At 63.5% G+C, this 26,173-nt stretch carries 24 protein-coding genes; 11 read left to right on the top strand and 13 right to left on the bottom strand.

From position 1 onward, the window contains the following. Nucleotides 1–34 precede the first annotated feature (34 nt). Nucleotides 35–1,186 (bottom strand): ribonuclease D, encoded by a 1,152-nt coding sequence (rnd, locus tag LB529_RS23830; RefSeq protein ID WP_095767714.1) that lies wholly within the window; start codon nucleotides 1,184–1,186, stop codon nucleotides 35–37. A gap of 129 nt (nucleotides 1,187–1,315) precedes the next feature. After that, on the bottom strand, nucleotides 1,316–2,524 hold the full coding sequence (locus LB529_RS23825; RefSeq protein WP_224712455.1) for an MFS transporter: 1,209 nt from the start codon (nucleotides 2,522–2,524) through the stop codon (nucleotides 1,316–1,318). Nucleotides 2,525–2,636: 112 nt separating this feature from the next. Here LB529_RS23825 and LB529_RS23820 point away from each other — a divergent pair, with 112 nt between their 5' ends. Together LB529_RS23820 and aspS are read left to right on the top strand one after the other, a co-directional pair. Beyond that, on the top strand, nucleotides 2,637–3,395 hold the full coding sequence (locus LB529_RS23820) for a DeoR/GlpR family DNA-binding transcription regulator (RefSeq protein WP_224712454.1): 759 nt from the start codon (nucleotides 2,637–2,639) through the stop codon (nucleotides 3,393–3,395). A gap of 122 nt (nucleotides 3,396–3,517) precedes the next feature. Beyond that, nucleotides 3,518–5,308, top strand: a complete 1,791-nt coding sequence (aspS, locus tag LB529_RS23815) for an aspartate--tRNA ligase (protein WP_224712463.1) — start codon at nucleotides 3,518–3,520, stop codon at nucleotides 5,306–5,308. Nucleotides 5,309–5,405: 97 nt separating this feature from the next. On the opposite strand, the gene LB529_RS23810 is transcribed toward aspS, so the two are convergent. Continuing rightward, entirely contained in the window at nucleotides 5,406–6,596 is a 1,191-nt protein-coding gene (locus tag LB529_RS23810; RefSeq protein WP_095767710.1) for a hypothetical protein, read from the bottom strand. A 417-nt stretch (nucleotides 6,597–7,013) separates the two neighbouring features. Here LB529_RS23810 and parC point away from each other — a divergent pair, with 417 nt between their 5' ends. Together parC and LB529_RS23800 are read left to right on the top strand one after the other, a co-directional pair. Further along, nucleotides 7,014–9,269 carry a DNA topoisomerase IV subunit A gene (gene parC, locus LB529_RS23805; protein WP_224712453.1) on the top strand — a complete coding sequence of 752 codons (2,256 nt, stop codon included), beginning with the start codon at nucleotides 7,014–7,016 and terminating at the stop codon, nucleotides 9,267–9,269. A gap of 284 nt (nucleotides 9,270–9,553) precedes the next feature. Then, complete coding sequence (locus LB529_RS23800) at nucleotides 9,554–10,753, top strand: AI-2E family transporter (RefSeq protein WP_224712462.1); 1,200 nt, start codon at nucleotides 9,554–9,556, stop codon at nucleotides 10,751–10,753. Here the strand turns inward: LB529_RS23800 and LB529_RS23795 are convergent. The 4 genes from LB529_RS23795 to LB529_RS23780 all read right to left on the bottom strand — a co-directional run bounded on the left by LB529_RS23795 (nucleotide 10,741) and on the right by LB529_RS23780 (nucleotide 13,970). Continuing rightward, nucleotides 10,741–11,637 carry a DMT family transporter gene (locus tag LB529_RS23795; protein WP_224712452.1) on the bottom strand — a complete coding sequence of 299 codons (897 nt, stop codon included), beginning with the start codon at nucleotides 11,635–11,637 and terminating at the stop codon, nucleotides 10,741–10,743. The genes LB529_RS23800 and LB529_RS23795 overlap by 13 nt on opposite strands. Before the next feature lie 124 nt (nucleotides 11,638–11,761). Continuing rightward, nucleotides 11,762–12,526 carry an arginyltransferase gene (locus tag LB529_RS23790; protein WP_095767708.1) on the bottom strand — a complete coding sequence of 255 codons (765 nt, stop codon included), beginning with the start codon at nucleotides 12,524–12,526 and terminating at the stop codon, nucleotides 11,762–11,764. Nucleotides 12,527–12,673: 147 nt separating this feature from the next. After that, complete coding sequence (locus LB529_RS23785) at nucleotides 12,674–13,144, bottom strand: RDD family protein (RefSeq protein WP_073989170.1); 471 nt, start codon at nucleotides 13,142–13,144, stop codon at nucleotides 12,674–12,676. Nucleotides 13,145–13,250: 106 nt separating this feature from the next. Further along, nucleotides 13,251–13,970 (bottom strand): methyltransferase family protein, encoded by a 720-nt coding sequence (locus LB529_RS23780; protein ID WP_140842901.1) that lies wholly within the window; start codon nucleotides 13,968–13,970, stop codon nucleotides 13,251–13,253. A gap of 143 nt (nucleotides 13,971–14,113) precedes the next feature. Here LB529_RS23780 and sthA point away from each other — a divergent pair, with 143 nt between their 5' ends. Next, nucleotides 14,114–15,502 (top strand): Si-specific NAD(P)(+) transhydrogenase, encoded by a 1,389-nt coding sequence (gene sthA, locus LB529_RS23775; RefSeq protein WP_140842649.1) that lies wholly within the window; start codon nucleotides 14,114–14,116, stop codon nucleotides 15,500–15,502. A 115-nt stretch (nucleotides 15,503–15,617) separates the two neighbouring features. Here sthA and LB529_RS23770 read toward each other — a convergent pair whose 3' ends face one another. Next, nucleotides 15,618–16,283, bottom strand: coding sequence for an alpha/beta hydrolase (locus LB529_RS23770; protein ID WP_224546765.1), 666 nt, complete (start codon nucleotides 16,281–16,283; stop codon nucleotides 15,618–15,620). Between the two features lie 200 nt (nucleotides 16,284–16,483). Between LB529_RS23770 and LB529_RS23765 the strand changes: the two genes are divergently transcribed. Continuing rightward, complete coding sequence (locus LB529_RS23765) at nucleotides 16,484–17,722, top strand: OpgC family protein (RefSeq protein ID WP_224712451.1); 1,239 nt, start codon at nucleotides 16,484–16,486, stop codon at nucleotides 17,720–17,722. Between the two features lie 49 nt (nucleotides 17,723–17,771). On the opposite strand, the gene LB529_RS23760 is transcribed toward LB529_RS23765, so the two are convergent. Then, entirely contained in the window at nucleotides 17,772–18,851 is a 1,080-nt protein-coding gene (locus LB529_RS23760; protein WP_224712450.1) for a LacI family DNA-binding transcriptional regulator, read from the bottom strand. 176 nt (nucleotides 18,852–19,027) lie between these two features. Here LB529_RS23760 and LB529_RS23755 point away from each other — a divergent pair, with 176 nt between their 5' ends. Together LB529_RS23755 and LB529_RS29065 are read left to right on the top strand one after the other, a co-directional pair. After that, nucleotides 19,028–19,171: a hypothetical protein gene (locus LB529_RS23755; RefSeq protein WP_224546778.1), complete on the top strand. Its 144-nt coding sequence runs from the start codon at nucleotides 19,028–19,030 to the stop codon at nucleotides 19,169–19,171. Between the two features lie 58 nt (nucleotides 19,172–19,229). Continuing rightward, a complete protein-coding gene (locus tag LB529_RS29065) occupies nucleotides 19,230–19,361 on the top strand; it encodes a hypothetical protein (protein WP_263483149.1) in 132 nt (43 codons plus the stop codon). Between the two features lie 19 nt (nucleotides 19,362–19,380). Here LB529_RS29065 and LB529_RS23750 read toward each other — a convergent pair whose 3' ends face one another. Both LB529_RS23750 and LB529_RS23745 read right to left on the bottom strand, forming a co-directional pair. Then, nucleotides 19,381–19,755 (bottom strand): DUF423 domain-containing protein, encoded by a 375-nt coding sequence (locus tag LB529_RS23750; RefSeq protein ID WP_224712449.1) that lies wholly within the window; start codon nucleotides 19,753–19,755, stop codon nucleotides 19,381–19,383. Nucleotides 19,756–19,794: 39 nt separating this feature from the next. Further along, entirely contained in the window at nucleotides 19,795–21,042 is a 1,248-nt protein-coding gene (locus LB529_RS23745) for an MFS transporter (protein WP_224712461.1), read from the bottom strand. Between the two features lie 130 nt (nucleotides 21,043–21,172). Here LB529_RS23745 and LB529_RS23740 point away from each other — a divergent pair, with 130 nt between their 5' ends. After that, entirely contained in the window at nucleotides 21,173–21,838 is a 666-nt protein-coding gene (locus LB529_RS23740) for a GntR family transcriptional regulator (protein ID WP_140842662.1), read from the top strand. Between the two features lie 99 nt (nucleotides 21,839–21,937). Continuing rightward, a complete protein-coding gene (locus LB529_RS23735; protein ID WP_224712448.1) occupies nucleotides 21,938–22,909 on the top strand; it encodes a glycosyl transferase family 90 in 972 nt (323 codons plus the stop codon). Nucleotides 22,910–22,914: 5 nt separating this feature from the next. On the opposite strand, the gene LB529_RS23730 is transcribed toward LB529_RS23735, so the two are convergent. Next, nucleotides 22,915–23,958, bottom strand: coding sequence for an aldo/keto reductase (locus LB529_RS23730; RefSeq protein WP_224712447.1), 1,044 nt, complete (start codon nucleotides 23,956–23,958; stop codon nucleotides 22,915–22,917). Nucleotides 23,959–24,210: 252 nt separating this feature from the next. Between LB529_RS23730 and ppk2 the strand changes: the two genes are divergently transcribed. Then, entirely contained in the window at nucleotides 24,211–25,131 is a 921-nt protein-coding gene (gene ppk2 / locus LB529_RS23725) for a polyphosphate kinase 2 (protein WP_095767696.1), read from the top strand. A 182-nt stretch (nucleotides 25,132–25,313) separates the two neighbouring features. Here ppk2 and LB529_RS23720 read toward each other — a convergent pair whose 3' ends face one another. Next, on the bottom strand, nucleotides 25,314–25,958 hold the full coding sequence (locus tag LB529_RS23720) for a dihydrofolate reductase family protein (protein ID WP_224546780.1): 645 nt from the start codon (nucleotides 25,956–25,958) through the stop codon (nucleotides 25,314–25,316). Nucleotides 25,959–26,173: the final 215 nt, after the last annotated feature.

Here is a 26,173-nt window from a genome sequence, read left to right as displayed (position 1 = left end):
CACCTTCTCCCGCAAGGGGGAGAAGGAAGAGGCGCTACAGCTCGAACAACGCGATCCGGCGCTTGTCGAATTTGATGCCGATCTCGCCGCGTACCAGCCTTAGCGCCTGCTCGCCGAAAACGGCGCGCCGCCAGCCCTGCAATGCCGCCACGTCGGCTTCGTCGCCCTCGGCGGCTATACGGTCGATATCGTCGCTGGAGGCAAGCACCTTGGTGGCCACGCCTTCCTTCTCCGCGACGATCCTGAGCAGCACCTTGAGCAGTTCCGCCGCCGCGCTCGACCCCTCCGGCGGCTGCACGCTTTTCGGCAGTTTCGGCATCGCGTCCTTGGGCAGCGCAAGCGCCGCGTTGACCGCGCCGAGCAGCGCGGTTGCCGTGGCGGAGCGTTCCCACCCTTTCGGCGTGGTGCGCAGCTTGCCGAGCGCGGCCGCATCGCGCGGCGCCTGCTGGGCGATCTCATAGATCGCGTCGTCCTTGAGCACGCGGCCGCGCGGCACGTCGCGCTCGCGCGCCTCGCGTTCGCGCCAGGCCGCCACCGCCTGCACGATCGCCAGCTCCTGCGGTTTGCGCAGCCGCATCTTCAGCCTTTTCCAGGCATCTTCGGGATGCGGATCGTAGGTCTCGCGCGAGGTGAGGACATCCATCTCCTCGTTCAGCCAGTGGCCGCGATTCTCGCGCTTCAGCTCGGCGCTGAGATGCTGGTAGACCTCGATCAGGTGGGTGACGTCGGCAAGCGCGTATTCGAGCTGCTTGTCGGAGAGCGGCCGGTGCCGCCAGTCGGTGAAGCGCGAGGACTTGTCCAGCCGGGCTCCGGTGACCTTCTGCACGAGCTGGTCGTAGGAAACGCTGTCGCCGAAGCCGCAGACCATCGCCGCCACCTGGGTGTCGAACACCGGATGCGGCACCAGATCGCCGAGATGGACGATGATTTCGATGTCCTGGCGCGCCGCGTGAAAAACCTTCAGCACCGCTTCGTTGGCCATGAGCCGGAAAAACGGTTTCAGGTCGATGCCGGGCGATAACGGATCGATAAGCGCCTCAATCCCAGGCGCGGCCATCTGGATCAGGCAAAGGATCGGCCAGAAGGTCGTCTCGCGAATGAATTCGGTATCGACGGTAACGAATTCCGACTTTTCGAACGCCGCGACAACGCTCTCGAGTTCTTCTTGTGTGGTGATGACCTGCATCAAATCGCTTTTGGCACAATATTAGGCCTCTTTCAATTTCAGCCGCGCGGGCATTCGTCAAGCGCCGCGACGTCGTCACGCACCGCTAGTTTCGCGCGATGGCGATATGCGCTGGCCCGGCGGGGCGGTTCAGGCCTCGCCGGCCTGCGCCTCCACGCTTTGCCTTGCGGTATCCGCGGCTTCGGCCGATGGCCGTCGGCCAAGCACGCCGGCTGTGGCCAGGCTGAGCAGGATGAAGGGGATACCGATGCCATAGGCCGAGCGGATGCCCCAGTGGTCCGACACGAAGCCGAGCAGCGGCGGGCCAAGCAGAAAGGCGACGAAGGAGATCTGCGACAGGGCCGCGACATTGATCGCCGCCGGACGGTCGGTACGCTGCGCCGCAGCCGAGATCGCCAGCGGAAAGATGGCGCTGCTGCCGATGCCCAGAAGCGCAAAGCCCAGCATCGAGATGAAGGGCAGCGGCGAGAAGAAGACGATGAAGACGCCGGCCATCATCGTCGCCAACAGCACGCGCGCCACGCCGCTTGGCGAGTAACGATCGACGAAGCTGTCGGCGAAGAAGCGTGTCATCGCCTGCGAGAAGGCGAACAGTGCGACCGTGATCCCGGCGACGAACGGCCCTGAGTCGAACACGGTGCGCATATAAATCGCCGACCAGTCCATGCTGGCGCCTTCCATCAGCATTGCCGACAGTGTCACCGCCACGAGGATCAGGATCGGCAGCGTCGGACGGGCGAATATCGGCGGCTTGTCGCCGGTCGCGGCGAAACGGGCAGGCGCGGGTTCGAAGCCGCCCAGGAACAGCGCCATCGCAACCGCCACCGTCGGCACCACCAGCGCCAGATGCAGTTGCGGCGACAGGCCGAGATGCGCCAGCGCGCCGCCGAACAGGCCGGCGCCGAAGAAGCCGATGCTCCAGAACGAATGCGCCCGGTTCATGATGCGGCGCTTGAGCAGGAACTCGGTCCTGTCCGCCTCGACATTCAAGATGATCTCGATGCTGCCGATCATCAATCCGACCGGGAGCAGCATCAGGAACAGGGCGGCGGGGCCCGACGCATGCACCGCGACGGCATAGGCGAAGCCAAGCAGCGGCACCAGCCACAGCAGCGCGCGGCGAAACCCGACGCGCTCCAGGATCGGCGTCCCCAGCGTCAGCGCGATCAGAGTGCCGATCGGCGTCCCGATCAGGGCGAGACCGAGCGTGCCGTCCTCGATCTGCATGGCCCGCTTGATGTCGGGCAGCCGTGGAAAGATATTGCCCATGGCAAAGGAATAGATCGCGAAGCCGGCATAGACGCGGTGCTGGGGGGCGAGTTTCAGGCCAAGGGTCATCAGGCAAATCCGATAAGGAGATTTTGGCGGCGGCTCTCAGGCTGCGGCGACTCTGTTTCTTGCATGAACAGGCAAAACATGCAACAACGTGCACAAATAAATAGGATCGCGCATGCTCACCGAAGAACGCCACCAACTCATTCGCGACCGGCTTGCGGCCGACGGAAAGGTGCTGGCCGGCGAGCTTGCCAGCCGTTTCGGCGTGTCGGAGGACACTGTGCGCCGCGACCTGAGGGAACTGGCGAAGGCCGGGCAACTGCGTCGCGTTTATGGCGGCGCTGTCCCATCGGGGCCCTTTGCAGCCGCGCCGCTCAGCCAGCGCAGCCGTCATGCGGTCGAGGAAAAAACCCGGCTCGCCAAAGCGGCTGTTGCGCTGCTCGGCGCGGGGCAGTCGCTGTTCATCGACGGCGGCACGACCAACGAGGCGATTGCCCGGGCGATCCCGCGCGATCTGGAGCTGACCGTCGCCACCAATTCGCTGGGCGTCGCCTCGGCTCTGACGGACCTTCCCCTGATCGAGCTGATCGTGCTCGGCGGCCGCTATGTGCCCGATCTCGGAACCTGCGTCGGGACCGATACGCTCGCCGCTGTGGCGCAGCTCGGCGCCGATCTGTTCTTTCTTGGCTCCTGCGGGCTGGATATCACGCGCGGCGTCACCGCTTTCGATTCGGCCGAAGCCGAGGTGAAACGCGCCATGGCGAAAAACAGCGCCGGCATCGTCATTGCCGTCACCAACGACAAGCTCGCCACCGCCGCGCCCTATCGCGTGGCAGGGGCGGATGCGATCCGCCATCTCGTGGTGGAAAGGACCGCGCCTGCTGCCACGCTCGCCGATTTCCAAAGCCGGGGTGTGCAAGTCCACTTTGCCTGAACAGTCGCAGCGGCGCGCCTGTGTGACCGCTTGCCTTGACAAAGCCGGCCTCTCATGCGCTTTTCGCGCCAATTTTCGAGCCGGGCCGGACGCCCGCAATTTCCGGACTTTACCCCATGACTATGCATCGTTACCGCAGCCACACCTGTGCCCAGTTGAGAAAGAACGACGTCGGCAATTCCGTCCGCCTGTCGGGCTGGGTGCATCGCGTGCGCGACCATGGCGGACTGCTCTTCATCGATCTTCGCGACCATTACGGCCTGACCCAGATCGTCGCCGATCCGGATTCGCCGGCCTTCAAGGCCGCCGAGACCTTGCGCGGCGAATGGGTGATCCGCGTCGACGGCGAGGTCAAGGCGCGGCTGCCGGAAACCGTCAATCCGAACCTGCCGACCGGCGAGATCGAGATTTTCGCGCGCGAGATCGAAGTGCTGTCGGCCGCCAAGGAGCTGCCGCTGCCGGTGTTCGGCGAGCCGGATTACCCCGAAGACATCCGCCTGAAATACCGCTTCCTCGATCTGCGCCGCGAGACGCTGCACAAGAACATCGTCGCGCGCACCAAGATCATCGCCGAGATGCGCAAGCGCATGGGGGAGGTCGGCTTCACGGAGTTTTCGACGCCGATCCTCACCGCGTCGTCGCCCGAAGGCGCGCGCGACTTCCTGGTGCCGTCGCGCATCCATCCCGGCACCTTCTACGCGTTGCCGCAGGCGCCGCAGCAGTACAAGCAGCTGATCATGGTCTCCGGCTTCGACCGCTATTTCCAGATCGCGCCCTGCTTCCGCGACGAGGATCCGCGCGCCGACCGCCTGCCTGGCGAATTCTATCAGCTCGACCTCGAGATGAGCTTCGTCGAGCAGGACGACGTGCTCTCCACCATGGAGCCGGTGCTGCGCGGCGTCTTCGAGACCTTTGCCGCCGGCAAGCCTGTGACCCAGGAATTCCGCCGCATTCCCTATGACGAGGCGATGCGCACCTACGGCACCGATAAGCCTGACCTGCGCAACCCGATCGAGATGCAGGCGGTCTCGGATCATTTCCGCGACTCCGGCTTCAAGGTCTTCGCCAACATCCTTGCCAACGATCCGAAAGCCGAGGTGTGGGCCATTCCGGCAAAGACCGGCGGCAGCCGCGCCTTTTGCGACCGCATGAATTCCTGGGCGCAGGGCGAGGGGCAGCCTGGCCTCGGCTACATCTTCTGGCGCAAGGAAGGCGAAAAACTCGAAGGCGCGGGTCCGATCGCCAAGAACATCGGCGAGGAGCGCACCGAGGCGATCCGCCAGCAGCTCGGCCTTGCCGATGGCGACGCCGCCTTCTTCGTCGCCGGCGACCCGAAGAAGTTCGTCACCTTCGCAGGCGCCGCGCGCACCCGCGCCGGCGAGGAGCTGAACCTCGTCGATCGCGAGCGTTTCGAGCTCTGCTGGATCGTCGATTTCCCGTTCTTCGAATGGAACGAGGACGAGAAGAAGATCGACTTCGCCCACAACCCGTTCTCGATGCCGCAGGGCGGCATCGACGCGCTTAACGGCCAGGAGCCGCTCGGCATCAAGGCGTTCCAGTACGACATGGTCTGCAATGGCTTCGAGATCGCGTCGGGCGGCATCCGCAACCATCTGCCGGAAACCATGGTCAAGGCTTTCGAGATGGTCGGTCTCGACCGCGCAACCGTGGAGGAGCGCTTCGGCGGCCTTTATCGCGCCTTCCAGTATGGCGCGCCGCCGCATGGCGGCATGGCGGCCGGCGTTGACCGCATCGTCATGCTGCTCGTGGGGGCCAAGAACCTGCGCGAGATCACCATGTTCCCGATGAATCAGCAGGCCTACGACCTTTTGATGAACGCGCCGTCGGAAGCGACCCCGCAACAGCTGCGCGAGCTGTCACTGCGCGTCGCGGTTACGAAAAAGGAAGGCTAGGACTCCGAGCCAAGCCTCTCCTTCTTTTCGAGAAATCGGTTCGACAAAAAAAGCCCGGCATCGCTGCCGGGCTTTCGTTTGGAGCTGACGTGTTCGATCAGTCCTGGTTCGCCTTGACCTTGACGCCAAGCGTCTTCGGCAGGTCGAGCGGGTTGGACATGGCGCCGGCCATGATCAGCGCGAACGGCACCGACGACGGCGGCTCGGCCGAGATTTCCAGGCTCTTTGGATTGTCGAGGAAGGTGTTGACCGCCGCCGAGACTTCCGCCGTCAGCTCGGGATTGTTGAGCTGCGCCATGCCGAACGGCACGATCGCCTTGGCCTGGTTGGCGACGTCCTTGGCCGACATGCCCTGTTGTTTGCCGACATAGTCGAGCACCTTGCCGGTGAGCGAATCGTCCTCGAAGCGCACCGATGCGCCGTTGAAAGAAAGCTGCTGCATCAGGCCGAGCATGGCCATGCCTTGCGCGGAATTGTCGGCGCCTTCCGGCTGGGCGGCGAGCTTCTTCTGCATCTCCTGCATCGACTTGATGAAGTCGAGCGTGTAGCCGCCGAGATTGAAGGTCATGCCGAGCGTGCCGGCATTCTCGACCGAGATGTCATATTTCGACAGCTCCATCTTGCCGTCGCTCGGCTGCCAGGTGCCGGCCATCGCGATGTTGCCCGAGATGTTCTGGTAGCCGAGCGCGTCGATCGCTTCCTTGGACTTCGGATCGTCGACCAGCGACAGGTCGGCGGTGAATTTTTCGGTATTGGCGGTAAAGTCCATCGCCTTGCCGTCGGCCGGCGGGGTGATCTGGACGGCAAGCCCGTCCATCGCGAAAGCCGTCTTGTCGCCGACCTTGACCGTCATGTTGGAGAGTTCCGCCGACTTGTACATCATCAGCGAGCCGAGCGGATCGGTGCCGCCTTCGGCCGGGACCTTCATGTCGTGGACGACCACCGGGCTGAGATTGAGCGTCACGCCGTCCTTGCTGTGCTCGAAAGGCGAGGTCGAGAGGGTTGCGATCTCATAGCTGCCATTGGCCTCGCTGACCCCCTCCAGCTTCACGTCGCCGATCGGCAGCGCTTCCTTCTCGGCCGCCGGCTTGATGGAAACACCTTGCAGGACGGCGTTCGAATCGTCGCCGGAGACGCCTGTCCAGGAAATCTCGACGCCCTGGGCGGCAAGGGCCGCCTTGATGCGCTCGGCCACCGCCGGATCGGCGGCGAAGGCCGAATTGAGCGGCAGCGTCAGCAGAAAGGTCGAAAAGGCCAGTTTCTTGAGTGTTGAGCGTTGGATTGTCATGGCGAGTTCCCTGTCCTGATTGGCTATTGTGAAATTATTTTTGACATCTGCTCCATCACCATTCCGTGACGAACGGGACGGGAAAAAGGCATTTCCGGGCCCATTTGTCGAAAACGGCGATGAAAAGCAAACGCCGGTCGGCAGCTATTGCCCGATGCGGTGAATTTGTCATGAAGACCGCGGCTTTCCTCCGCCAGCGCGTTGCATTGCCAGATAGCGGCCGCATGTAACGGATTGATGTTGGTCGGCCTCGTGTTGCCGACTAAGCCTGTTGCAGATCGGCGGCAAATTGCAGCTGCCGCGGGGCCGCTTCCGTGAAATTCTTCACACCGCCGGCTGCGCATCTATAGCCACGGCGAATGCGCCGACGTTCACGCGGCGCTTGCCGCGAATCACCCGCTCAGCTAGTCCAAATTCATGGGAAAAAGGCTTTTGCCGCCTGATGACAATGGCGGCGGCGATAAAATCGAACCGGTCGATCTGAAGGAAGCGCTCGAGCGGCGCTATCTCGCTTACGCGCTGTCGACCATCATGCATCGGGCGCTGCCGGATGTGCGCGACGGACTGAAGCCGGTCCATCGCCGCATCATGCATGCCATGCGGCTGCTCAGGCTCAACCCCGATCAGGGTTTCGCCAAATGCGCCCGCATCGTCGGCGACGTGATGGGCAAGTTCCATCCGCATGGCGACCAGTCGATCTACGATGCGCTGGTACGGCTGGCGCAGGATTTCTCGATGCGCTACCCGCTGGTCGACGGGCAGGGCAATTTCGGCAACATCGACGGCGATAACGCCGCGGCGATGCGCTACACCGAAGCGCGCATGACCGAGGTGGCGAGCGAGCTGCTTGCCGGCATCACCGAGGACGCGGTCGATTTTCGGCCGACCTACAATGAAGAGGACGAGGAGCCGTCCGTCCTGCCGGGCGCTTTCCCCAACCTGCTCGCCAACGGCTCGTCGGGCATTGCCGTCGGCATGGCGACCTCGATCCCGCCGCACAACGCCGCCGAGCTTTGCGACGCAGCACTCCATCTGATCGAGCATCCCGAAGCGCCGGTGGCGAAGTTGATGGATTTCGTCCAGGGGCCGGATTTCCCGACGGGCGGCATCATCGTCGACAGCCGCGCCTCGATCCTCGAAGCCTATGAGACGGGCCGCGGCGGTTTCCGCGTGCGCTCCAAATGGGGCCAGGAGGACCAGGGAAGGGGCACCTGGAGCATCGTCGTCACCGAGATCCCCTACGGCGTGCAGAAGGCCAGGCTGATCGAGAAGATCGCCGAGCTTTTGATGGCACGCAAGCTGCCGCTGCTCGAAGACATCCGCGACGAGAGTGCGGAGGACATCCGCATCGTGCTGGTGCCGAAGAGCCGCACCGTCGATCCCGGCATCCTGATGGAATCGCTGTTCAAGCTTACGGAGCTCGAAAGCCGCTTCCCGCTCAACATGAACGTGCTGTCGCGCGGCAAGGTGCCGAACGTCCTGTCGTTGAAGGGCGTGCTCAAGGAGTGGCTCGACCACCGCCGCGAGGTTTTGATCCGTCGTTCGAAATACCGGCTCGGCGAGATCGAGAAGCGGCTGGAAATCCTCGCCGGCTACCTGATCGCCTATCTCAATATCGACGAGGTCATCAGGATCATCCGCGAGGAGGATGAGCCCAAGCAGGTGATGATGGCCCGCTGGTCGCTCACCGACAACCAGGCCGAAGCCATCCTCAACATGCGCCTGCGCGCCTTGCGCAAGCTCGAAGAGATCGAGATCCGCAAGGAATTCGACGGCCTCACCGCCGAGAAGAAGCAGATCGAGGCCCTGTTGGCTTCCGACGCCAAGCAATGGTCGACGATCAAGTGGGAAGTCGCCAAGGTCCGTGACACGTTCGGTCCGCAGACCGAGCTCGGCAAGCGTCGCACCCAGTTTGCCGATGCGCCCGAGCACGACTTGACCGACATCGCGCATGCGATGATCGAGCGCGAGCCGGTCACCGTCGTTGTGTCGGAAAAGGGCTGGCTGCGCGCCATGAAGGGCCACCTGACCGACCATTCGCAGCTCACCTTCAAGGAAGGCGACAGCCTGAAGCTCGCCTTCCATGCCCAGACCACGGACAAGATCCTGGTCTTCACCACCGGCGGCAAGTTCTACACCATCGGCGCCGATCGGCTGCCGGGCGGGCGCGGCCATGGCGAGCCGATCCGCATTATCGTCGACATGGAGAACGACCAGGACATCGTCACTGCCTTCGTCCATGATCCCAAACGCAAGCTGCTGCTCGTCTCATACGACGCCAACGGTTTCGTCGTTTCGGAGGAAGAGGTCGTCGCCAACACCCGCAAGGGCAAGCAGGTGATGAACGTCAAGGCGCCGGACGAGGCCAAGCGCTGCATCCCGGTTTCGGGCGACCATCTCGCTATTGTCGGCGAGAACCGCAAGATGCTGGTCTTCCCGCTGGCCGAAATTCCGGAAATGGCGCGCGGCAAGGGTGTGCGGCTGCAGAAATACAAAGACGGCGGCGTGCTGGACCTGAAGACCTTCACCCTGGCGACGGGGCTCTCCTGGCAGGATTCGGCCGATCGCACTTTCACCAAGTCGCGCGAGGAACTGACCGAATGGATCGGAGCCCGCGCCGCCGCCGGCCGCATGGTGCCGAAGGGTTTCCCCAGGACGGGGAAATTTGGGTGAAGCAGCACCTTTCCTTCTCCCCTTGCGGGAGGAGGTGTCGCCGAAGGCGACGGATGAGGGGTGTTCCAGCTTGACACGGACTTGAGCAGCTTTGGATGCCGCGATATGGGGTCGCCAACGCCTCGCCCTGCTGGAACACCCCTCATCCGTCTCGGCGCTGCGCGCCGATCCACCTTCTCCCACAAGGGGAGAAGGAAAGGCACTATTTGGACTATCGTCACGATTGCTGCACTATGATGGTGCATAAGCATCCATCGAACGATCAGGCAGGGAGCAACGCCGGGTTGAAGCGCGCCGAGATCCAGAAGCCGGGGCAGCGCCTGTTCGGCCTGTCGACGCCGCTGAGGGCGGCCGTCATCCCGCCGCTGTCGGCGGCGCGCTGGCTCCTGGTGCTGATCGTCGCTGCCGGCGTCTATTTCTTCCACGGCTTTCTGTTCCCGGTGCTGGCGGCGCTCGTCATCGCCTTTGCCAGTTGGCCGCTGTACCGCCGGCTGCTCGTTGGTGTCGGCGGCAACCGAACGGTCGGCGCGACCTTGGCGATCCTTTTCATCCTCACCTTCCTGGTGGTGCCGATCGCGCTTGCCGGCACCTATGCCATCAATGAGCTGCGCGAGTGGGTCACCTGGGCGATCGAGACCAATCGCAACGGCGCGGTGACACCGGGTTGGATCGCCGCCATACCGGTCGTCGGCCAGTGGCTGAACGAGCAGTGGACGGCCTATCTCGGCCATCCCGGCGGCATCGGCGAGTTGATCCAGTTGATCAGCGGCTCCAACATCGGCAGCATCTATCGCGGCGCCTTGGCCGCCGGTGGCAGCGCCTTCAGCCTGATTCTGACGCTTCTGTTCATGATGATCGCGCTGTTCTTCGCCTATCGCGACGGCGAGTCTTTCGCGGCCCAGGTCGATCGCCTCGGCGAACGCATCCTGCCGACGCGCTGGGAACGCATCTCGCGCGTCGTTCCGGCGACCATTTCCTCGACCGTGACGGGCATGACCATCATCGCCATCGGCGAGGGCCTTGTGCTCGGCATCGCCTATTGGCTGGCCGGCGTTCCATCCCCGGTGACGCTCGGCGCGCTTACCGGCATCATGGCGCTGATCCCCGGCGGCGCGCCGCTCTCCTTCACCCTAGTGTCGATCTACCTCGCCGCCAGCGGCAAGCTTTTCGCCGGCACGGCGCTCTTCATCTGGGGCGCGGTCGAGCTCTTCATCGTCGACAAGACCTTGCGGCCCAAGCTCGTCGGCGGCCCGATCAAGCTGCCGTTCCTGCCGACCTTTTTCGGCCTGATCGGCGGCGTCAAGACGATGGGTTTCCTCGGCTTGTTCATCGGCCCGGTGTTGATGGCGCTGCTCGTCGCCATCTGGCGCGAATGGCTGCGCGAGGTCGAGATCATGGACGAGCTTCCGCCTGTCGCCCACGAGGCCGGCGCGCCGCCACAGATCGAAGCGGCGGCCGAGCCGAGGAAAGTTCAGGCCGGGTGAACCACGGCAAGCGCAGCACGGCGCTTGCGGCCCTCATGGAATTGCCACAGCGAATGCGCGACCAGCGTCACGATCAGGATCGAGCCGCCGATCAGGCTGTTGCGCGTCGGCTCCTCGGCGAAGATCAGCCAGACCCAGACCGGCGCCAGCACCGTCTCCAGCAGATAGAACATCGCCACTTCCGGGCCTGAAATATATTTCGGTCCGTTGGCAAGGCAGAAGAACGAGATCGGCATGATCACCGCGCCGTTGAAGACGATCCACCACGGCGCGTTCACGTGAACGCCTTCGCCCGAAATCATGAAGACGGCGAGTGCCAGCGGCAGGATGACGCCGACCAGCGCGGTGAAGCCCATGTCCTCGCCGCTGGCGCGCGAAATGGTGATGGCGAGGGCGACGAAGAAGGTCGAGCACAGCGCCATGAAATCGCCGAACAGATGCCCGGTGCCGACGGAGCCGCCGACGATGATCAGCACGCCGAAAATCATCGCCAGCATGGCGATGACGGTTGCAGGCCGCGGTCTTTCCTTGAGGAAGAGCCATGACAGCAGCGCCGCGAACACGGTGTTGAAGGCCAGGATGAAGACAAGGTCGGCCGTCGAGGTGTGATAGACCGCCGTGACGAAGCATATTCCGGTCATGCCGTAGCAAAAGGCCACGGCAAGTCCCGACCAGCCCGGGATGAGCCGGGGCGCGTTCCGGTCGAACGACCGCCAGACGGCCCACACCACCAGCCCGGCCAGCAAGGTGGTGGCGGTGCGCAACATCATGATCGTCCAGGGTGTGCCGTCGGCGAGCCGGATCAGCGGTATGTCGACGGTCAGTGTGAGGCCGCCTATGGCGGTGATCAGGAGACCTTTTTGGTGGTCGGTGTGGGTGGACACTTGGGCATTCTCGCAAACTATCTTGAGCAGGCGCACAGCGGCCCCGCCGCGCTCGTTCCAGCCTGAGGGCCGAAAGACCGGTGTCCTCCTCCTTGAAACAGTTAAGGATGAAGCGTGGGGAGGTTCAGCGACTGACCGCTTCGTGGTCGTAGCGTTCCCAGCCTTTCGGGCCGAGATGCTCCTGCGGCATGAAGCGCATCTTATAATTCATCTTGCGCGAGCCGTTGACCCAGTAGCCGAGATAGACGTGGGGCAGTCCCATCGCCTTGGCGCGGGCGATGTGATCGAGGATCATGAAGGTGCCGAGCGAGCGGTCCTCGAAGTCGGGATTGAAGTAGGAATAGACCATCGACAGGCCATCGGCCATCTTGTCGGTGAGCGCGACGGCTATCAGCTCGCCATGGCCCTTGCCGGTGATGAACGTGTCGGGGCCGCGACGCCGGTATTCGATGATCTTGGTGTCGACATGCGTGTCTTCCACCATCATCGCATAGTCGAGCACGGTCATGTCCGACATGCCGCCGCGGCGATGCCGGGCGTCGAGGTAGCTGCGGAAGAGGGAGTATTGCTCCGTCGAAGGCTGCGCGTCATGCATGGCGCCGACGAGGTCGGCATTGTGCTGGATGACGCGGCGCATGTTGCGGCTGGGACTGAATTCCTGTGCCAGGATGCGGACCGACACACAGGCGCGGCACGACTCGCAGGCCGGACGGTAGGCGATGTTCTGCGAGCGCCGGAAGCCGCCTTGCGTCAAGAGGTCATTCATCTCCGGCGCCTTGTCGCCGACAAGGTGCGTGAACACCTTGCGCTCGAACTGTCCCTCCAGGTAGGGGCACGGCGACGGCGCGGTCAGGAAGAACTGCGGCGACTGGGTCGGATGCTGCGTCATCTAATCTTGGAAACGCTCCTGCGAATCGCCCTACCTTTGGCCCGGTCGCCGAAAAATTCAACAGGATTATGCTGCCGCGATGGCCTTGGCCTGTTCATATTTAAGCACGGGCGACGCGGCGGCTTGATGCGCGCGGCCGTGAATCCGTCAGATATCGGTGCGGGTTACGACGGTGCCGAGCAGCAGGTCGTGCAGCGTGCGCTTGCGGTCGGAGAACAGCGTGACCAGGAGCACTAGCGGCGTCAGGATGACGTTGCCGGCCCAGAACAGCACCGAGTGAACCACAGCCGTCATGCCGTCGATGCGGCTGCCGTCGAGCTTCTCCAGGCGGATGCCCATGATCTTCATGCCGGTCGTCGCCTGGTCGCGGCTGCCCAGCGTGTTCCAGATGTAGAGGATGGCGACCATCGGCACCAGCACGGAAAACAGCGCCCAGCCGAGGCCAAAGGTCAACAGGCCGAGAATGGCGACCAGGATGGCGAAGGGAATGGTCAGCAGCGCGACGAAGAAATAGTCGAGCAGGAAGGCGAAAATGCGCCTTGTCCGCACCCCACGATATGCGCGGGTGTCCTCAAACCTCGTCGTGATGATCTCGCCGTCCAATACGCGTGCGTTCATATCCGTTCCTCGATCGCAGCACCCCCGTGGGAATGCCTGCCGCCTTTTCAAATGGTGAGGGCGGCCTGGAATTCAAGGAACGTGCCCGCCACCGCCGGGCGCGACGTCAGAAGATGCCGGGACAGAGCCTGTAGCGAACCCGCCCGAGATAGTCGCGATACTCCTCTGTCAGCGCCAGGATGCGCTCCTCGCGCAGGATGCGATGGACCTGGAACAGGGTAATGATCGCGTAGACGGCGAAATTGTAGAGCGAGAAGCTCGACAGCAGGAACAGGATGTGCCCTGCCAGATAGCCGGCATAGATTGGGTGCCGCACGAACCGATAGGCGCCGCCGGTGACGACGCCGCGGTTGGCCGGCAGGATGGCGAAGGAGCGGCCAAGCGACATCTTACCCCAGATCACCAGCCACAGCGCCAGGAATTGCAGCGGCGCCGCGATATAGAGCGGGATGACGGCGATTCCATCCTGGAACGATACGAAACCCGAACCGAAAGCGGCCGTCACCGAGATGAATACCGTGAAAGGGCTCCAGTCGCGGACAATCGGCCGGCGCGCCAGCAGCAGCCAGGTAAAGGTCAGAACGTCGGAGATCATGAGCAGCAGGATGTTCAGCCGGCCCGGATCGATGACGAGGTGACGAGCACCGCGATAGACGAAGACCGCGGCGACCACCAGCGCGATGAAACGGAACAGGCCCTCGCGCAGGTCGGTGAGAACCACGCTGCTCTGAAGGCCGGACCAGAAACCGGTCTCTGCGCCAGGCAGCGCATCGCTTTTGGAAATCGCCAACTCTGTTACCCCGGTGGTCCCCTCGACATGGACCATTGCACGCAAGCCTTGCCGTCCGGTTAAGGTTTCTCATGCTTTTGGTTGCATCGGCGGATTCGCCCGCCGAGGGAATGGTGTTGCCTGTTGAACATGACATTCTTCCCGGTCTAGCTTGCTGCGGCGCACAAAGGGGACGGGACATGGACTACGACATGCTGGTCATCGGCAGCGGCCCTTCGGGGCGCCGCGCCGCGGTGCAATCGGCCAAGCTTGGCAAGTCGGTGCTGGTGGTCGACAGGGGCCGGCGCCTTGGCGGCGTCTCGGTGCATACCGGAACCATCCCGTCGAAGACGCTGCGCGAGACGGTGCTCAACCTCTCGGGCTGGCGCGAACGCGGCTTCTACGGACGCGGCTACCGGGTCAAGCAGGACATTTCGATCTCGGATCTGGTCGACCGGCTGCACAAGACGCTCGATCATGAGGTCGAGGTGCTGCAGCACCAGTTCATGCGCAACACGGTGAAGAGCGCGCGCGCCGCGGTGAAGTTCCTCACGCCGAACAAGGTCAGCCTGACCGCCGATAATGGCGACTATAGCGAAGTCGGATTCGCCAACGCGCTGATCGCCGTCGGCACCAGGCCGCACCGCCCGGCCGACGTGCCCTTCGACAAGAAGCGCGTCTTCGACAGCGACGAGATGCTGGAGCTCCATCATCTGCCGCGCACGCTGACCGTGATCGGCGCCGGCGTCATCGGCGTCGAATACGCCACCATCTTTTCCGCCCTCGACGTGCCGGTGACACTGGTCGAGCCGCGCAACACCATCCTCGATTTCATCGATCGCGAGATCGTCGACGACTTCATCCACCAGATGCGCGACCGCGGCATGACCATCCGCCTCGGCAGCACGGTGAAGGAGATCGCCTCGAAACCCGACCACGCCGAAGTGACGCTGGCCGACGGCCGCACCATCCGCTCCGAGATGGTGCTCTACGCCGCCGGCCGCACCGGCAATGTCGCCAGCCTCGGCCTCGACACGGTCGGCATCGAGGCCGACGCCCGCGGCCGCATCAAGGTCGATCCGCAGACTTTCCAGACCAGCGTGCCGAACATCTACGCGTCCGGCGACGTTATCGGCTTCCCGAGCCTGGCTTCGACGTCGATGGAGCAGGGGCGGGTGGCGGCTTGCCACGCCTTCGGGGTTCACCTGCCGCCGCCGCCGGAGAGCTTTCCTTATGGCATCTACGCCGTGCCGGAGATTTCGACGGTCGGCCTGTCGGAAGAGCAGGTGCGCGACAGCGGCGCAGCCTACGAGGTCGGCCTGGCGCGCTTCCGCGAGACCTCGCGCGGCCACATCATGGGGGTGAGCAGCGGTTTCCTGAAGCTGTTGTTCTCGGTCGAGACGCGCCGCCTGCTCGGCGCCCACATCGTCGGCGAGGGCGCCACCGAGCTCATCCATATCGGCCAAGCCGTGATCAATCTCGGTGGCACGGTCGACTTCTTCGTCAACAACACCTTCAACTACCCGACGCTGGCCGAGGCCTACAAGATCGCCGGCCTGGACGCCTGGAACCGGATGGGACATGGGTGAGGGGATCGGGCGAGGCCGGTCGAGCAGCCCCTCAACGCGTGTCTGGACGATGTTCCTATAACATGCCGGGATGGTCTCGATCGTTGATGGCCGCACCGGGCCCCGCCTGGCCCAGTCAGGCGACCGCGACAGGCGCTGCCAGCCACTGCCGCAGGATCGCGGCGTCCGCATCGCCAAACTCGTGGCCCGAGGCGACGATGCGCGCGTCGACCTCGGCTTGGCGTTCGCTGAACAGTGTCACCAGGGCAGAGGCGAAAGGGCCATAGGTCTGGTCGGCCGCCCCGGCAATGATCAACACGCGGCTGCCGCCGAGGTTGGCCATCGGCGAGATGTCGAGCACCGGCATCGCCCTCAACAGCGCTGCCTGTCTGACAATGCCGGGATGGAGCAGCATCAGGCTGGAGACGACATTGGCGCCGTTCGAATAGCCAAGGAAGGTCGCGCGTTGCAGGTCGAGCCGCTGCACCTCCGCGACCTCCGTCACGAACTGGGCATAGGCGGCCGTCTCGGCATGGATGGAGACCTGCTCGAAACTGGTCGGCGTGATTCGCTCGAACCAGCGAAATCCGTCCTCCTGTGGAATGCGGCCGCGCGCCGCGACGATCACCGAACGCGGCGCGATCTGCCTTGCCAGCGGCAGCATCGTCGTCTCGTCGACACCTGACCCGTGCAGCACGAACAGGCACTCGCCGCTTGCGTTCGCCGGCCTCAGCAGACGGTAAGGAAAGGCGAGGTCCCGGCGCAGGATACTGTTTTTATCGCTATATTCGGAAGCGCTCATATCCATTTGATTCCATGAGAGATTCGTTGATTTGCCGGCTTCAAAACGGAATATTTTCGCGCTCCGCGAAAGTTGATTGAACCAGGCGCAATTCGGGCCGTTTTTCCGCCGATACACTCCCCCGTGGGAGGAATCGAAGCGGTGCGCCCCGGGGGTCGCATTTGCTGGCTATGAACAACCAGCTTTGAGGCCTTTTGTCGATGACCACCCCTGTTCCCAACGACCGCGATAAGCGTGTCGGAGAGCGCGATACGCGCATCAATGATCGTGACACACGTATCAACGATCGTGACACGCGTATCGACGTGCTGCGCGCGCTCGCGCTGCTCACCATTTTCGTCGACCATGTGCCTGGCACCGTCTTCGAGAACTGGACCTATAAGAATTTCGGCTTTTCCGACGCGGCGGAAGCCTTCGTGCTGATTTCCGGCATCTCGGTGGCGCTGGCTTACGGCACAAAGTTCAAGCCGGGCGGCCGGTTGCTCGCGATCTTGAAGATGTGGCGGCGCGCCGGGGTGCTCTACATCTCCCACATCGTCATCACCATGGTGGTGATCGCGCTGTTTAGCGCCGCCGCGCTGTTCGCCCACCGGCCGGAAATGCTGTCGATGATCAACATAGAACCCTTGATGCGCAACACGCCGCAGGCGCTGCTCGGCATCGTCACGCTCGGCCACCAGCTCGGCTACAACAACATCTTGCCGGTCTATGCGGCGCTGCTTCTGGCGGCGCCTGCGTTCGTCCTGTTCGTCAGCTATCGGCCCGTGCCGGCGCTGATCGTGTCCGGCCTGCTGTGGCTCGTCGCTGGCATTTGGCAGATCGCGCCGCCGAACTATCCGGAGCCCGGCCTCTGGTTTCTCAACCCGCTGTCCTGGCAGTTCCTGTTCAACATCGGCCTTGCCGCCATGCTGCATGTGAAGCGCGGCGGGCGCATCCCGGTCAATCCGTGGCTGCTGGGTGCCGCCGGCATCTATGTGGTCGGCGCGGCGATCTGGGTGCACACTCCGCTCTGGGGTCAGATCACATGGTTCAACCTGCCGGTGGTGATCGGCGGCTTCGACAAGACCTTCCTGTCGCTGCCGCGGCTCTTGCACATTCTTGCGGTCAGCTATCTGATCGTCGCGCTGCCGACGGTCTCCAACCTCTTCCGCGTCCGGCCCGACAATCCGCTCGCGATCCTGGGCAAGCGCTCGCTGCCGGTTTTCATCGCCGGCACGCTGCTTGCCATGGCGGCGCAGGTGCTGAAGCTGATCAACCCGGGCGGCCCGGCCTACGACACGCTGCTGATCGCGGCAGGCATCGCCATGCAGCTCGCGCTCGCGCTCTACCTCGAATGGCTTGCCAGCCTCGGCCCATCCCGCGCCAAGCCGGTGCGCGAGGAGCCTGCGCGTGCGACATTCGGCGTGCAGCCGCTGCCGGCGCGGGCGGGCGGCTACTAGCCGCAGGGCGAGGAAATGCCTGCGATCTATCCGAATTGCCTGAGCCCGCTCAGGCTTTCGGTGCCGGCCCGGTCGAACCTCTGACGACGAACTCGACGCCCATCGTCTCGCGCCGCACCGCGCCATCATGGTCGAGAATCATGCGCGCGGCGCGGCGGCCGATCTCGGTGATCGGCTGGGCGATGGTGGTCAGTGGCGGCGTGGACAGCGCGCCGTCCGGCACGCCGTCAAAGCCGACAATGGAGACATCGCCGGGAACGTCGAGCCCCCTTGCTCTCAGCCAGGCGATGGCGATCAGGGCCATGCGGTCCGACATCGCCAGGATGGCGGTCGGCGGTTCGCCGCTGGCGAAGATCGCCTCGAGGCCGGCCCTGGTGCTTTTTTCCTCGTTCTCGGTCTCATAGACCGGGATTTTCGCCGTATCGATGCCGAAGCGGGAAAGCTCCTCGAAATAGCCGGCAAGGCGATCGCGCGTTCCGGTGTAGACCGCGCTGCGCACCGCTTCCGGCGTTACGAAGCCGGTTCGGTTGTCGGCAAAGCCCAGCGACAGGACGGCGAAACGGCGATGGCCAAGCTCGGCGAGATGGCGCGCGGCGAGCCTGGCGCCGGCGACATTGTCGACGCCGATGGCCGATACGGTCTCGTCCTGGAAGCCGAGCTCCAGCGCAACGAAGGGCAACCTGCGCTCGCGCGTCAGGTCGACAAGACGCGAGCCGCCTTCGATGCAGAACAGTACAAAACCATCGACAAGCGCGCTCTGAATGTTCCAGGCCAGCTTTTCCTGATTGGCGGCCGAGACCAGCGCGATGCCCGCGCCGGTGGCATCGCAGGCTTCGGAAATGCCGGCCATCATCACGCGGGCGAACGGATCGTCGAAGAAGTAGGAGAGCGGCTCGGTCGTGGCGACGCCGATGGCGTTGACCTTGCCGGCGCGCAGCAAGCGGCCTTTCGGGTCTGGACCGGCATAACCCATCTGCTCCGCCACCGCCTTGACCCGCTCGCGCACTTCGGCGCGCACGATCTCGGGACGGCTGAAAACATTCGAGGCCGTGCCATGCGAGACGCCGGCGGCCTTGGCGATGTCGGCCAGCCTGATCGGTCTTGCCTGGCCTTCGAGGAGTGATGCCATGTCGTTCCTCCGAATCCGGTCACGGGAAGAACATGACCGCTGAATTGCTGCTGGTCATCTAACATTTTTGTTGGATCGATTCAAATCCTGCTTGACTTCGCGTGATTGAGGCCTATGATTTGAATCGATCCAAATCCGCTCGCTTTTTGACGGAGCGGTTTCAACAGGAGGGTGCCATGCATCCGGTGAGTTACTTGTTCGAGGACATCTACGGCAACGACTGGGGCATCGCCTCGGCGGCCATTAGCCAGAAGCGGCGCGGCAGAGTGGGTCCCTGGCGCCGCGAACTGCGCTTCCTCGTGGAGCGCAAGCGCGGCTGAACCGTGGCCATTTTTCGTGTCCACGCATTGGATCGATTCAACTTGAGGAGAAGCAGTCATGCATCCGATTGGTCATCTTTTTCAGGACATCTACCGCAACTATTGGGGCATCACGCGCGGAACCGAGCAGCCCGAGCGGCGCCGCGCCAACGACCTGCCTGCGCGCAAGCACAAGCGGCGCGCCGATTAAAAACGCTCGCCGGAAATACCTACGGCCGAGGACGCCACAGCGCCGAGACGGCGATCGCTACCCAGCCGGCGATCAAAAGTGTACCGCCGATCGGCGCCGACATCGGGAACAGCCGCGAGCCGAGAAAGTCGCGGGCGAGCAGATCGCCGCAGAACAGAAGCAGGCCCGCGAGCAGGACGAGGCTGGCGATTCTGAGGCAGCGATTGCCGCCGGCAAGGCCGATGGCAAGGAACGCCGGCGCATGCACCAGCAGGAAATTGGCCGCCGTGCCGGTGAAGGCGCCGCCGCGATGCGCCGCCGTCGCCGACAGCGCCACTCCGGCCGCGCCGACGAGGCCGGCTGCCAGCACGAGAACGCGGCTCCCGCCGTCTGATGCTTGCCCAGTAAGGCTCATCCTGGATGCTCCATGCTGCGGTTGAGGTGGAGGCGCCGGTTAGGATTCGCCGGCTTCCAGCAGCATATGCCGCGCCCGGCGCGACTCGACAATCCAGTTGTAGGCAGCACCCAACGCCATCAGCACCGCTGTGCCCAGAAACACCGAGCGCATACCGAAATGCCCGCCGACGAAGCCGCCGGACAGCGGCCCCGCGACCTGGCCGACATATTGCGCCGAAATCGCCAGGCCAAGCACATTGCCGCCGATCCCGTCAGGGATGTTGTGGCGGATCACGCTAGTGATGCAAGGCAACAGTCCGCCCAGCGCCAGGCCCATCAGGAAGCGCAGGCCGATCAATTGCCAGCCATTGGTGACGTAGGCTTGCGGAATGAGCAGCAATGCCGAGACGGCAAGGGCACCGACCACGACGTTCCAGTGACCGACGCGGTCGGCGAGTTTCCCCAGCCAGGACGAGGACAGGATAGTACCCAGCGCCGCCGCGGACATGACGACGCCTGCGACCATGGTCACCTTGCTCTGGTCCTCGGTGAGCTGCTGCACATAGACGGTGATGATCGGCTCGATCGACATGGTGGCGAAGGCGAGCAGCATGCCGGTGGCCAGCATGGCGACGATCGGCCGCTTGTCGGGGATCTGCGACCAGCCGCTTTTCGGCTTCGTCGTCGAGGCGGGCTTGGGCGCCGGCGGGTTCTCCTTGATCAGGAAAGTCGTCGCCAGGAAGGCCAGGAAAATGACGGCGCCGGACAGCAGGAAGGTCGCGCGGATGCCGATCAGCGGCGGCAGCAGGCCGCCCAGCAGCGGTCCGACCAGCGAGCCCGCCGTGATACCCGCCGCCAGCACGCCCAGCGCCCAGCCGGAGCGCTCCTTGGGCGTCTGCATCGCCACCAGGATCGTCGAACCCGATGAATAACCGCCGGCAAAACCGATCAGCAATCGAAGCAGCACCAGCTGCAAGACGCTCTCAACCATGCCGGTCAACGACATGCAGATCGCCATGCCGAACGAAGCGCGTACCAGCATCAGCTTGCGGCCGTAGCGGTCGCCAAGCCGTCCCCACAAAGGCGCGACCAGCGCGGCCGCGAAGAAGGTCGCGCCAAAGGCGATGCCCGACCACTGCACGATCGCCACGTGGCCTTCGGCGCCGAGCTGCTCGACGTATAGCGGCAGGAACGGAAGAAGCAGCGTCATGGCGACAAGCGTGCTGAACGAGCCGGCGAAGCAGACGGCGAGATTGCGTCGCCAATGGATATTGAAGCCGCTCTGTTCGGGTTCCTTGGGCGTCATGTCATGCGTGCCAATACTGGGGTTGTTGCGGATACCAATTTGGGATACCAAGATGGTATCCGTCATGGACCTGATACTCGCTACTGTCAATGCGAGCGCCGTCAACGCGGCTTGGAAAACGGGACGACAAATGTCGCAGATGCAAAATGTCGAAAGACAGCTTCGCGAGATGATCCTCGGTTTGGAGATCGGCCCGGGCGAGCGGCTGACCGAGCGCTGGATCGAGAGCCGCTTCGGCGCGTCGCGCACGCCGGTGCGGGCCGCATTGCTGCGCCTGGAGACGGAAGGGCTGATCGGCCGCGACGGCCGCGGCTGGACGGTGGCGCCGATCAACCTTGCCGAACTCGGGCAGATCGCCGTCTACCGCGAGGCGGTCGAAGTCGCGGCGGTTCGCCTCACGGCGGCGCTCGAAGACCGTGGCGGCATCGACGTGATCGCGGCGATGCTCGATTCCTGCGATGCTGAGACGCCGCGCGAGGAGTGGCATCGCGTCGGCCTGGATTTCCACATCGAACTGGCAAGGCTTTCCGGCAACGAGTTTCTGCTCAGGGCAGTGCGCGACGCGATGACCAGGCTGTCGCGTGCGCGCTGGCTGGAGGTGCGCGATGAGAAGGCGCTCGGCCGTGCTTGGGCCGAACATCATGCCATCCTCGCCGCCGTCAGGAGCGCCGATGCCGATGAAGCGGCGCGGCTGCTTTCCGCTCACATCGCCGGCAGCCGAGATCGGCTGGTCACCTCATTGCATGACGACCGGCGCGGTTTGCGCGCACGCGGGTTTGCCGTGGTCGCGGCTTGAGGGAAAGCGTCGACACAACGCCGGTTGCATTAGCGGGCTTGCAACATGGCCGGGAGAATGCTGTAGGAGACGAGGGGAACTTGCTGAACTCGCGGACGTATGGCCACACTCTCTCGAACCGCCGCAAAGCTGTTCTATTACGCGCGCAATTTCGCGCGCGACCGCGCACCGCAGTCCCTGTTTCGCGACCGCCTCGCCAGCCGGCTTGAACAGGCCATGCTTTCGGGCAAGACGGTTCGCGAGCGGCTGAACTACTACAACAAGCTGGAACACCCGTTCGTGCCCAGTCCGGACGCCATAGCCGTCGGCAAGCTGCCGTCCTCTTCCAGCATGTATTATTACGACCTCAAGGAATTCGCGCGCTATTTCGATCCCGGCCTGCTGATCGATTTCGAATTCGGCGACGTTGTCGGCGTTCCGGAGTTCCCGAGGATCGTCAAGGACCGGCCCATCGGCGACGACAATGCGAACGGCGTGCTGATGAAGCTGAACAAGTTCCGTCACTTCTACATGCCGCCCGACAAACTGTCTTTCGCCGCCAAGCGTCCGATGGTGGTCTGGCGCGGTCATCTCAACAATCCGATTCGCACCCGCTTCGTCGAAAAAGCCGCCGGCCTGCCGATTTGCGATGCGGGTTCCCACAGAGCCGATGCGCCGGACGGATACCGCAAGCCGTTCCTGAACATCGAGCAGCAGCGACAGTATCGCTACATCGTCTCGCTCGAAGGCAATGATGTCGCGACGAACCTGAAATGGATCATGAGCTCCAATTCACTTTGCCTCATGCCGGAACCGACCTACGAAACCTGGTTCGCCGAAGCCCAGGTCGAGCCCAACGTCCATTACGTGCCGCTGCAGCCGGATTTCTCCGACCTGCTCGACAAGGTGGCCTATTTCGAAAAACATCCCGACGAGGCTGGGCGGATAACCGCCGCCGCCAATGCCTATTGCCGCAGATTCGGCAATGAGCAGGACGAGCAGGCGATCTCGCTGCTCGTCCTCTACAAATATTTCGTGCTGAGCGGACAGGTAAAGCCCGACGCGGAAGTCTGGCGCTTTATCGCCGGCTGAGCGTTTTAAGCGTGAGAGCGGTCGAGCACCTCGTCGGCCGGCCCGAAACGATCCCTGGCCGTGAACTGCTGGTGCCAATAGGGATAAAGCACCGGCGGCCGGCTGACGACGTCGAGACGCTGCCGTTCGTCCTCGGTGAGCGACAGGCTTGCCGCGGCGAGGTTGTCCTTGAGCTGCGCCTCGTTGCGCGCACCGATCACCAGGGAGCTGACGGCCGGTCGGCCGAGCAGCCAGGCAAGCGCCACCTGCGCGCCCGACACGCCGCGTGCCTTGCCGATGAAGTTGAGCACGTCGACAATGCGCCACAGGCGATCCTCATCGCGGATCGGCGGTTCCGTCCAGCCGCCGATCTGGCGCGCGGTCGGGCTGTCGCGATGGTATTTGCCGGAGAGCAGCCCGCCGGCCAGCGGGCTCCAGACCAGCACGCCGAGGCCCTGGTCGACCGAGATCGGCAGCAATTCGTATTCGGCCTCGCGCGCTTCCAGCGTGTAGTGGATCTGCTGAGTGATGAAACGGGCCTGATGGCGGCTGTCGCTGACGGCAAGGGCCTTCATTACCTGCCAGCCCGACCAGTTGGAGCAGCCGATATAGCGGATCTTGCCCTGATTGACCAAGGTGTCGAGCGCCGCGACCGTCTCCTCGACCGGGGTGAGCCCATCCCATTGGTGGACGAAATAGACATCGATGACGTCGGTCCTGAGCCGCTTCAGGCTCTTTTCGCACTCGCGGATCAGGTGATGGCGCGACAGGCCTTCGTCATTGGGGCCGGTGCCGATACGCATGCGCGCCTTCGAGGCGATCAGTACATCGTTCTTGCGCTTGCCGCCAAGCGCCTCGCCGATGATCTCTTCCGACAACCCGTTGGAATAGACGTTTGCGGTGTCGATGAGGTTGATGCCGGCATCGATGCAGGTGTCGATGATGCGTTTGGCTTCCGAAAGATCCGAATTACCGACGGCGGCGAACGGACCGGTGCCGCCGAAGGTCATGGTGCCAAGCGTCAATGTCGAGACTTTCAAGCCGGATCGGCCGAGCGTGCGGTATTCCATGTCGGTCCTCGCAATTTGTTTTGAAGAAGCGCCGTGGCGAGCGCCGGAAAGAGGCGAGGGATTTGTAGGACAATTCCCGCCGCTTGTCGCCCCGCTATCGATACGGGGTCGATCACATATCTTCCATGTCGATGCAGCTGCCGGGCGATTGCAATAAAACCGTCATTGCGCCTCTGTATCTCAGTCGGCTTACGGAGTGTCCGGCCGGGGCTTCCGAAGCGGTGATGGCTGACAGGCAGACGGAGCAGCGCGATGAATGAACTGAAACCGAATTCCGGAGCCAAGGACTGGCTGGAGGCCGAGCTCGAGGATACGCTCGACGAGGACTATGAGCTGGAGCTGTCCGAGCCGGCGCTCTCGCTCGAGATCGCCAAGATCTACAAGAAGTCGCATCCGCCCTCCATCGAGCGCATGACCTATTTTCGCGAGCTGCTCAGGCTGCAGTCGGAGCTGATCAAGCTGCAGTCCTGGGTCGCCTACCACAAGAAGAAGCTGGTGGTGGTCTTCGAAGGCCGCGATTCCGCCGGCAAGGGCGGCGTCATCAAGCGCATCACGCAGCGGCTCAATCCGCGCATCGCCCGTGTCGTGGCATTGCCGGCGCCGACCGAGCGCGAGAAGTCGCAATGGTATTTCCAGCGCTACGTGCCGCATCTGCCCGCGGGCGGCGAGATCGTGCTGTTCGACCGCTCCTGGTACAACCGCTCCGGTGTTGAGCGGGTGATGGGCTTTGCCAATGGGGACCAAGTCGAGGAGTTCTTCCGCGACGTGCCCGAATTCGAGCGCATGCTGGTCCGTTCCGGAATCACCCTGGTGAAATACTGGTTCTCGATCACCGACGAGGAGCAGCAGATGCGCTTCCTGATGCGCATCCACGATCCGATGAAGCAGTGGAAGCTCTCGCCCATGGACCTGCAGTCGCGTGTGCGCTGGGAGCAATACACCAAGGCCAAGGAAGAGACCTTCGCCCGCACCAACATTCCGGAAGCGCCCTGGTTCATCGTCGAGGGCAACGACAAGAAGCGGGCACGGCTGAACTGCATCGACCATCTGTTGCAGCAGATGCCCTATGAGGAGGTTCCACACGAGGAAATCACGCTGCCGGAGCGCGTCTTCAATCCAGAATATGAGCGCCAGGTCCTGCCGCGCGAACTCTACGTGCCGGAGAAGTATTGAGGCGCCCTCCTTCTCCCCTTGTGGGAGAAGGTGGATCGGCGCGCAGCGCCGAGACGGATGAGGGGTGTTGGAAGAAATGAGGCGGTGACGATTTCCAGCTCGTCGCCAAGCTGGAGCACCCCTCATCCGACCTCGCTTCGCGAGGCCACCTTCTCCCACAAGGGGAGAAGGAGAAGCCTGGCCTACGCCCGCCCGATCATCACATGCGTGGCATCCGCCGTGGCAACCTGTTCCGTGCACTGATACCCCAGCTTCAGCATGTCGAGCCCGGCGAACAGATGCTCCCCTGAGCCGAGCAGGACAGGCGAGATGGCCAGATGCATCTCGTCGATCAAGCTCTCCTGCAGATACTGCCGAACGGTCGAGACGCCGCCGCCGACCCGCACATCCTTGCCGCCGGCCGCTGCCTTCGCCTGTTCGAGCGCCGAATGAATGCCGTCAGTAACGAAGTAAAAGGTCGTGCCGCCTTCCATCTCGATCGGTGCGCGTTTGTAGTGCGTCAGCACGAAAGTCGGTACATGATAGGGCGGGTTGTCGCCCCACCAGCCTTTCCATTTGTCGTCCGGCCATTCGCCGCGGCTCGGCGCGAACATGTTGCGGCCGAGGATCCACGCGCCGATATTCTCGAAGCTGCGGACCGCAAAATCGTTGTCGGTATCCGTGGTCCCGCTATCTTTGCCGATCATCTGGTGGAAAGAGCGGGTCTTGATCATCCATTTGTGCAGATTTTCGCCACCGACGCCCAGCGGCGTGTCGAGGCTTTGGTCGGGACCGGCGCCGTAACCGTCGAGCGACAAGGTGAAAGCGTTGACACGCAACTTGGACATGGCTGCCTCCTAAACCAGTTGTAATTCGAAATCAGTCTTTGGGATAGCTTAGCTGATTGCGTATTGCAAGCAGTTTATTCCAGCGGGCTGACGACTTTCAGATCGGCCATCCTACCGGCCCGGTTGTTCCTCGAGGCGATCTGTGACAGCGTTTCTCCGGTCAGGGTAACGTTATGCCTGCGCGATGACCGCTCGACCCCAGGATCAGAAGCTTG

It is taken from the genome of Mesorhizobium sp. CA5, from assembly GCF_020165105.1.
Lineage (GTDB): Bacteria > Pseudomonadota > Alphaproteobacteria > Rhizobiales > Rhizobiaceae > Mesorhizobium.
The sequence above is the reverse complement of the archived record's forward strand: the minus strand, read 5'-3'. Positions and strand labels throughout refer to the sequence as shown.